We start from the raw sequence: 8,020 nt of genomic DNA, 5'->3' as shown, positions 1-8,020 counted from the left end.
AAAATGTTTTACGTTTCATAATACCCTCCAATGAAATGGTTTGGATAAAGGGTATTTTTTGTCACAATGTATAAACTTATTCATCTAATGAAAAGTTGTCTTCCCTTAGTCTTTGTCTTGTTCTTGTTTCGTTTGATTCATTAATTTTTCTACTTGTTCTTGTTCTTTTTTAGATAACTTCATAATAAATCGGAAAGCAAAGAAAGCTGCTATAGTAAAAATGATCATAGTAATGGCAGCAGGTATATATTCTGACTTATCCTCAGGAAAATATAAAAACAATCCAAAAATAGGAAGTAATTGATTCATGTGTTCACTACCTTTCTTTCTCCTAACTATAGCAAGTTTTAGACAAATTCACTAGGTATTAAAAGTATAGTCAAGAAACAGTCACAAATGCGATTTTAAAGCCTTCATGGTACTATAAAAGATATAAAATCAAATTTCTGAGGGTGAGATTAATGGAAGAAATGAAAATCGGAGATATTGTAGCAGGAATTTATAAAACAGGTAAATACATTGGTGTTATTACTGACATTAAGCCTATGCATTATTTAGTAAAAGTTAAAGCTGTCCTAAAGCACCCACAACAAGGTGATCTACATAATCCCAAACAAGTGGATGTCCAATTTTTTCACGAGAGAAGGGCATTGGCTTTCAATGAACAAACAAATGTTCCAAAACAGATGGTTAAACGATTCGAAGACGAAGTTCCAGAATATCAGCAGTCGCTAAGAAAGGCACTGGATGTTATGAAGAAAGAACTTGAAGAAATCAATACAGATTGGGCTAAAGAATCCCTTACAAGGGTTGAAGTTCTTGAGAAAGACTATTTCCCTTATTAATTGAAAGATGTTTACTCAATAACAATATTTAGCTTTTACTTTAAATATTGTTATTGAGCTTTTTTCATATACATTATTTCGGCTTTATGTTGCATATTTATTTAATACCTTTGACAGATCAATTCGATCACCTATTGTTGTTGGGGATGGCTTTTGTAAGTACCTTTTATCCTCTTCAACTAACTTAAATAAATTGTAAGTAGTTAGGGCATCATCTAATGCACGATGATGTTTACCGGTAGCCTTTTTCCCATATTCCTCAACAGCCTTCCATAAGCCGGTTTGATTACGATCACCAAAAAACTTTTTGTATTCCATTGATAAATCTCTAAATTTCCCTGTGAATGGAAACTCTTCTCCACTCATTTGGCAATTATGACGGAGCACCTTCATATCCATATTGCCCCAAGTAATAACAGTTGTAAATGATCCATTATTATAATCATTTAGTACGGCTAAAAGCTCTGAAAAAGTCATTCCTTGATCAATTTTATTTTGCGAAATTTGTAGAAAAGTTTTACATCGCTCAGTTAATAAGGGGAATTTGTTCGGTTTAACATATGAGGAGAATTGCTCTTCAATTTGTTGGTTCTTAACAGAAACAATACCCACTTCAATAATTTCTGGATAAAAGCCCTTTGGATTCGCTTTTCCTTCCGGCATGGTAAATTCAAAATCAATAAATAATAATTGCTCTTGTCCCTCCAATCTGTTTCGCTCCTCCTTTAGGTTATATTATTTAAAACGTTAAGAAAAAATCGCAGCATCGAAAAGTTTTTGTACGTAGGTAATCAAGATAGTAAGGGCAACAACGCATCACGCTTCGCCTTTCAGGCTCGCCAATCAACGAGTTTTCTTTATTATATCACCGATGCATTCAAAAGAACTTTAATTTTTCCAAAAATAATGAATTGTCCCTTGACTATTTTTAATTGATTGGATGATTATCTATACTCTATCTTACAATATATTCAGCAATGGTCATTATTAGGTATAATTTTAAATTGACAGTTGAAATTTATTGAATTTTTCCGATATATAACATATATATATTGTTTATTAGTTTTGTCTCTGTTGTGTCTTTACAGAGCAGAATATGTAGAAAGAAAGTGAATCAGTATGCGACATTTATTTGGTTGGACTTGTATCTTCACTATGGTACCAATCTTCATCATATGTGTTTTCGTGGCAGGTAAAGAATCTCAAGCTATTAAAGGGCTTAGTACGATATTGGATGAAAAAATCCCCATTGAATCTGTTGATTTAGCACAAAACAGTTATGTATATGATCAAGAGGGGAATCTTATTTCAGAGATAACATCAAATCAACAAAATCGGATTTATGTAAAATACGAAAACATCCCTGAAATCGTAAAGAAAACCTATCTCGTTTCAGAAGATCAGCGTTTCTTTGACCATATAGGCTTTGATGCTGCTGGTATGTTTCGGGCAATATTAATTAATGCAAAATCAGAATCCGTGGAGCAAGGCGGAAGCACCATTACTCAACAGCTGGCTAGGAATGTTTATTTAAATCACGAACAATCTTATAATCGAAAGCTGAGCGAACTCCTATACTCCTATCAGCTCGAAAAAGCCTTTACAAAAGATCAAATATTTGAATATTACTTGAATGCCATTTATTTTGGTAATGGTCAATATGGAATTGGAACGGCAGCAGATTATTATTTTAATAAACAAATTCATGAACTACATCTAGCTGAACTTATCTTTATTAGTGCCATACCAAATAATCCTACACAATACGATCCAGTTAAAAATTATAAAGCAACAAAAGAAAGACAAGAAAGATTACTACAAACTCTATATGAATTCGGAGCTATTACAGCAGAAGAGCAAGAGACAGCAATAAAATTTCCTATAAAACTATCAATAAAGAATAAAGTAGATGTTCAACCAGATTATGTAACATATGTTCACCATGAGTTAAAGCAGTTGGTTGCTGAAAAAGAAGGATTAAAGGATCACAACCAAATAAATACACGTGTAAATGACATTTTAAGTCAAGGTGTAATCATTTATACGGCGTTAGAAAGTGAACGTCAAAATAAACTTGTTCAATCGATGAACACTTACATTCAATCCGATGGTATTCAAGGCGCGGCTGCAGTCATTAACCATCACTCACATCAAATTGTCGCCCTTTCTGGAGGCACAAACTATAAAAAATTTGAATTTAACCGAGCTTTTCAAGCTTATAGGCAACCCGGCTCTTCTATTAAACCATTATTGGATTATGCACCTTATATAGATGTAACCGGAGCAACTACGAAATCCAGAATCAATGCAGGCAGATTTTGCAGTGGTGGCTATTGTCCCAAAAATTATAGCGGAAGAAATTATGGCATGGTTTCATTGGAAACGGCTTTAAAATACTCCTATAACACAGCTGCAGTTCGAATGCTTCATGAAATTGGAATTGAAAAAGGTTTTTCTTACTTAGCGCCATTTGATTTTGCGAAAATCACAAAACAAGATTATCACCTTCCAGCAGCCATTGGTGGGATGATGTATGGCATTTCTCCCCTTGAATTAACAAATGCGTACACTACTTTCGCGAATAACGGTTTATATTATGAAAATCATGCTATCGTTAAAGTAACCGATCAAACAGGCAAAACACTTTACGAATGGGGTGAGAATCCTATTCGCGTATGGAAGGAAACGACAAACAAACAGATGCGATCATTACTTGCTGCTGTTGTGTCAAGCGGCACAGGTAAAAAGGCTGCAATGAATAAAAGCTATGTAGGTGGTAAAACTGGAACTTCCAACGATTATCATGACTTATGGTTTGCTGGTTTAACAGATCAGTACACTGGTGTCGTTTGGGTTGGGAAAGATCAGCCAGCTAACATTAGGGGTGTTTATGAAAGAGGCTCACATCTTCTTATTTGGAAAGAAATGATGAAATAAGAAAATTACTTCAATAAGGGGGGAATAAATATGAATGCAAATAATCAGCCTGTTCTTCTCTTTGACGGAGTGTGTCATTTTTGTGATCAAGCTGTTCAATTTATTATTCGATACGATAAAAAAGCTACGTTTCAATTCGCTGCTCTGCAGTCAAACACAGGTCAAGAACTCTTAAAAAAATTTCAACTTCCAACTACTGACTTTAATAGTTTAGTCGTCATTAAGGGTAGTAGCTATTATACAAAATCATCAGCTGTTCTTGAAATCTGTAAAATTCTAGGTGGAAATTGGCAACTTTTATATCTATTCAAAATAGTCCCCAGACCAATTCGAGACCAAATATACAACTTTATAGCAAGAAATCGATATAAATGGTTTGGCAAAAAAGACCAATGTACAATCCCAAAACCTGAGGATAGAAAAAGGTTTTTGCCTTAAAAACTTTTTTGTTAGAAATTGTTGTATTTGTACTTTTTAAAAAAATGATAGTGAAATGGAGCGGAAGAAACTTGACTACTGCGGGAGGTAGAGGAAAGGCCAAGACCCCGCAGGCGAAGCCGAGGAGGCTTTGCTTCCTCCCCGCGGAAAGCAAGTTACTGGAGCGCAATGAAACGAACAAGTTATACAGACTTTAAATAAGACTATTTTAATAAAAAAAAGCTGAGATTGATATCAACCATCAATCTCAGCTTTTTTATTGTTACACAGGCAAGCTCGCCATCACACTATTATAAAGCCTAAAACATAAATACAATGTTCCAAGTAAAAAGATGAACCAAAATAGAACATGAAATAGCACTAATCCTATTAAAGATAACGAGGTTAATGACTGACTAAATTTATAAACGATAAAAACAAAATAAATCAATGTTGCTAAAAGAAATATACCGATAATCGCATACGGATACTGAACAGCTGCAAGAGAAAGTGCCCCACCTATTAAATAAATGGAAGAACCACCTCTAATTTTAGTCAAATTTTCACCGGCTACATCTTTTGAAAAAAACAAAAGCGAAAGCTCTGTAACGGTGTTTGCAATTAACTTTAATGCTGAAAACAGCATAAAAAAAAGAAGAGAAAAAACGATAAATAACGCCAGCTTAATCCCACTATTAGAGAAGAACTCAAGCATTCCGTCATAAATACCAAAAACCTGCAAATAGTCTATTACCATCATGACTGTAACGATCGATAACGAAGCACTAAATAATAAGATTGTAATTAGAGGAAAATAACTAGTAAAGTATGTATTTTTCATAAAATCAGTTTCCTTGCTAAATAATTCAGTTTCCATCCTATTATGAATTAGCGCATTCTCTTTGACAAGGCTTTATGTAAATAAATAGAAATTCATATTTCTATTTACTAAAAAACAGGATGCCTACTAATTCACACCCTGTTAACGAAGTACAACGCGCACATATTCACGCGGTCGAAACTTTTCAAATACATTTGCTTCCTCTGTTAACGATTCAATGGGTGTTTCAGTATTTGTTAATTGAATGGCTGAGTCTTCAAATGAAATCGTTTCGACATATTCTCTTTTTACTCTTTCATTTATATACCAAGCACTGCTAAACAAGGATGAAAACAAACACCCTGCGACAAAAATCTTTGTTTTGTGCATGGAATCACCTCAAACCTTAGGATGTTCTTAAGGTCTTTATAATATACAAGTCAGCAGAAATTTGTTATCATTTTTATGTTCATATGAACTTGAAATGAGCAATATTTGATATAATTTCATAGTGCTCCACAATCTGGAACATAATAATTCAGTAATACTGAGCCAGATTTGCTCTTACTACTATAAGGAGGTTAAAAGATGACATTATTACATGTGGCAATTTTATCACCATTTTTACTTGCCATACTTATTCCATTCCTGTATAAGTACTTTCGTAACATTCATACAGGCTGGTTTGTACTAGGATTACCGATCCTACTCTTTGTTTATTTTATACAATTTCTAGATTCAACGATGCACGGTGATATAATCAGTTACACCGCAAATTGGATACCTTCACTTGGTATTAACTTTACTGCATACATAGATGGTCTTGGACTGTTATTTGCGTTATTAATTTCTGGAATTGGTGCATTAGTTGTACTATATTCGATCTATTACCTATCAAAAGAGAAAGAACAATTAAACACCTTCTATGTGTATTTACTCATGTTTATGGGTGCCATGCTCGGGGTTGTTTTATCTGACAACCTGATCGTCCTATATACCTTTTGGGAATTTACATCCCTTTCATCTTTCTTGTTAATCGGTTATTGGTACCACCGAGAAAAATCACGTTACGGTGCACAGAAGTCTATGCTTATCACGATCTTTGGCGGACTCCTAATGCTTGGTGGTTTTATCATGCTCTATATGATGACCGGTACCTTCAGCATTCGAGAAATTGTTGGTCAAGTTCCGGATATAGCACAGCATGAACTTTTTGTACCTGCTCTTATTTTAATTTTGTTTGGAGCTTTTACAAAATCAGCGCAGTTTCCATTTTATATTTGGTTACCAGACGCAATGGAAGCACCAACACCAGTTAGTGCTTATCTCCATTCAGCAACAATGGTTAAAGCAGGGATTTATCTAGTAGCACGCTTCAGCCCTGTATTTTCCGGGACACCTGAATGGTTTTGGATTGTTTCATCATTCGGTATTTTCACGATGTTCTGGGGATCATTTAATGCAGTAAAACAGACTGACCTAAAAGGGATACTAGCATTCTCAACAGTCAGTCAATTAGGAATGATCATGTCAATGCTCGGTGTTGGTTCAGCTGCACTGGCTCTTGACTCTATTGATGATAGTTACTATACAGTTGCAACGCTTGCTGCTATTTTCCACCTAATAAACCATGCTACTTTTAAAGGAAGCTTGTTTATGGTGGTTGGAATTATTGACCATGAAACAGGAACACGTGATATCAGAAAGCTTGGCGGTCTTATGAGTTTGATGCCAATTACGTTTACGATATCAATTATCGGTGCTTTTTCAATGGCAGGATTGCCTCCTTTTAATGGTTTTCTCAGTAAGGAAATGTTCTTTACTAGTATGATCCGTGTAATGGAAATGAACGTTTTCAATATTGAAACAATTGGTCTATTATTCCCGATTATCGCCTGGGTTGGTAGTATATTCACCTTCATTTACAGCATGGTATTAGTATTTAAAACCTTCACAGGGAACTATCAACCTGAAAAGCTTAAGAAGAAGCCACATGAAGCACCAATCGGAATGCTCATTTCACCGATTATCTTGGCTTCACTTGTCGTAATTTTCTTCTTCTTCCCGAACATATTAGCTTACACGATCATTGAGCCTGCGATGGCTTCGATCATTCCGGGACTACTAGGTGATGAAGGACATTTTCATGTTCATATCTATCCTTGGCATGGGTTTACGGTTGAATTATTCATGACAATAGGTGTGATTGCATTAGGTATTATCGGGTACTTATCTCTTACAAAATGGAGATCTGTTTATCGTTTAGTTCCTGAAAAGCTAACGTTAAATAAAGGATATGATGCAGCATTACATCAACTTGATCAATCTTCATTCCGTTTAACTAGATTTTATATGACTGGATTTATCCGTGATTATCTAGCGTATATTTTTACCTTCTTTATTCTTATTCTCGGCACTGCATTGGTTGCAACCGGAGGATTTACATTCTCCATGGCAGGAACTGCTCCAATTGGTGTTTATGAGGCGGTTTTAGCTTTTGTAATGGTAGTTGGTACAGTGACAGTTTTATTTTCTAAATCCCGTTTGACTGCAATTATTGCTCTAGGATCAGTTGGATACTCATTATCACTCTTTTTCGTCCTATTCCGGGCGCCTGACCTAGCTTTAACGCAATTATGTGTGGAAACAGTATCAGTAGCTTTATTCCTACTTTGTTTCTACCATTTACCGGAATTTAAAAAGAAAGAAAAAAAGCTTCACTTTAAATTAACCAATCTGCTTATTTCTCTAGGTGTTGGTACAATCGTTACACTTATTGCTCTATCTGCTAATAGCCAACGTGTATCAGAAACAATTTCTACTTATTTCATTGAAAACAGCTATAAGCTAGCAGGTGGAAAAAATATGGTTAACGTCATTCTTGTAGACTTTAGAGGCTTTGATACATTATTTGAAATAGCTGTTTTAGGGATTGCGGCACTAGGAATTTTTAGTATGATTCGCTTAAAAGTCAGAAGGGAGGAAAAAGGGTGAAAAAAAA

8 protein-coding genes are annotated in these 8,020 nt (G+C 34.8%); 4 read left to right on the top strand and 4 right to left on the bottom strand.

Translation table 11 applies throughout. From position 1 onward, the window contains the following. Window positions 1-105: 105 nt before the first annotated feature. Complete coding sequence (locus tag ACEWK1_RS18155) at window positions 106-309, bottom strand: hypothetical protein (protein WP_212137691.1); 204 nt, start codon at window positions 307-309, stop codon at window positions 106-108. Between the two features lie 152 nt (window positions 310-461). On the opposite strand from ACEWK1_RS18155, the gene ACEWK1_RS18150 reads away from it, so the two are divergent. Further along, complete coding sequence (locus tag ACEWK1_RS18150; RefSeq protein ID WP_251400042.1) at window positions 462-845, top strand: kinase-associated lipoprotein B; 384 nt, start codon at window positions 462-464, stop codon at window positions 843-845. Window positions 846-929: 84 nt separating this feature from the next. Here ACEWK1_RS18150 and kapD read toward each other — a convergent pair whose 3' ends face one another. Further along, window positions 930-1,508, bottom strand: coding sequence for a 3'-5' exonuclease KapD (kapD, locus tag ACEWK1_RS18145; RefSeq protein WP_232273894.1), 579 nt, complete (start codon window positions 1,506-1,508; stop codon window positions 930-932). Window positions 1,509-1,964: 456 nt separating this feature from the next. On the opposite strand from kapD, the gene ACEWK1_RS18140 reads away from it, so the two are divergent. Both ACEWK1_RS18140 and ACEWK1_RS18135 read left to right on the top strand, forming a co-directional pair. After that, window positions 1,965-3,782: a transglycosylase domain-containing protein gene (locus ACEWK1_RS18140; RefSeq protein ID WP_416636547.1), complete on the top strand. Its 1,818-nt coding sequence runs from the start codon at window positions 1,965-1,967 to the stop codon at window positions 3,780-3,782. A gap of 30 nt (window positions 3,783-3,812) precedes the next feature. Further along, complete coding sequence (locus ACEWK1_RS18135; protein WP_416636546.1) at window positions 3,813-4,220, top strand: thiol-disulfide oxidoreductase DCC family protein; 408 nt, start codon at window positions 3,813-3,815, stop codon at window positions 4,218-4,220. A 262-nt stretch (window positions 4,221-4,482) separates the two neighbouring features. Here the strand turns inward: ACEWK1_RS18135 and ACEWK1_RS18130 are convergent, their stop codons facing one another. Both ACEWK1_RS18130 and ACEWK1_RS18125 read right to left on the bottom strand, forming a co-directional pair. Continuing rightward, entirely contained in the window at window positions 4,483-5,040 is a 558-nt protein-coding gene (locus ACEWK1_RS18130) for a DUF5366 family protein (protein ID WP_121665084.1), read from the bottom strand. A gap of 141 nt (window positions 5,041-5,181) precedes the next feature. Beyond that, window positions 5,182-5,409, bottom strand: a complete 228-nt coding sequence (locus ACEWK1_RS18125; RefSeq protein WP_121663275.1) for a hypothetical protein — start codon at window positions 5,407-5,409, stop codon at window positions 5,182-5,184. 198 nt (window positions 5,410-5,607) lie between these two features. Between ACEWK1_RS18125 and ACEWK1_RS18120 the strand changes: the two genes are divergently transcribed. Further along, window positions 5,608-8,013, top strand: coding sequence for a Na+/H+ antiporter subunit A (locus tag ACEWK1_RS18120; protein WP_121663276.1), 2,406 nt, complete (start codon window positions 5,608-5,610; stop codon window positions 8,011-8,013). Window positions 8,014-8,020 lie beyond the last annotated feature (7 nt).

The organism is Metabacillus sp. YM-086, from assembly GCF_048059995.1.
Taxonomy (GTDB): Bacteria; Bacillota; Bacilli; order Bacillales; family Bacillaceae; genus Metabacillus; species Metabacillus litoralis_B.
Note: the sequence above shows the minus strand (reverse complement) of the source record. Positions and strands in the feature narration are given on the sequence as shown.

Coding starts and splice junctions, on each gene's coding strand:
- ACEWK1_RS18150 (WP_251400042.1), top strand. CDS start 462: ATGGAAGAAATGAAAATCGGAGATATTGTAGCAGGAATTTATAAAACA.
- ACEWK1_RS18135 (WP_416636546.1), top strand. CDS start 3,813: ATGAATGCAAATAATCAGCCTGTTCTTCTCTTTGACGGAGTGTGTCAT.
- ACEWK1_RS18155 (WP_212137691.1), bottom strand. CDS start 309: ATGAATCAATTACTTCCTATTTTTGGATTGTTTTTATATTTTCCTGAG.
- kapD (WP_232273894.1), bottom strand. CDS start 1,508: ATGCCGGAAGGAAAAGCGAATCCAAAGGGCTTTTATCCAGAAATTATT.
- ACEWK1_RS18120 (WP_121663276.1), top strand. CDS start 5,608: ATGACATTATTACATGTGGCAATTTTATCACCATTTTTACTTGCCATA.
- ACEWK1_RS18140 (WP_416636547.1), top strand. CDS start 1,965: ATGCGACATTTATTTGGTTGGACTTGTATCTTCACTATGGTACCAATC.
- ACEWK1_RS18130 (WP_121665084.1), bottom strand. CDS start 5,040: ATGAAAAATACATACTTTACTAGTTATTTTCCTCTAATTACAATCTTA.
- ACEWK1_RS18125 (WP_121663275.1), bottom strand. CDS start 5,409: ATGCACAAAACAAAGATTTTTGTCGCAGGGTGTTTGTTTTCATCCTTG.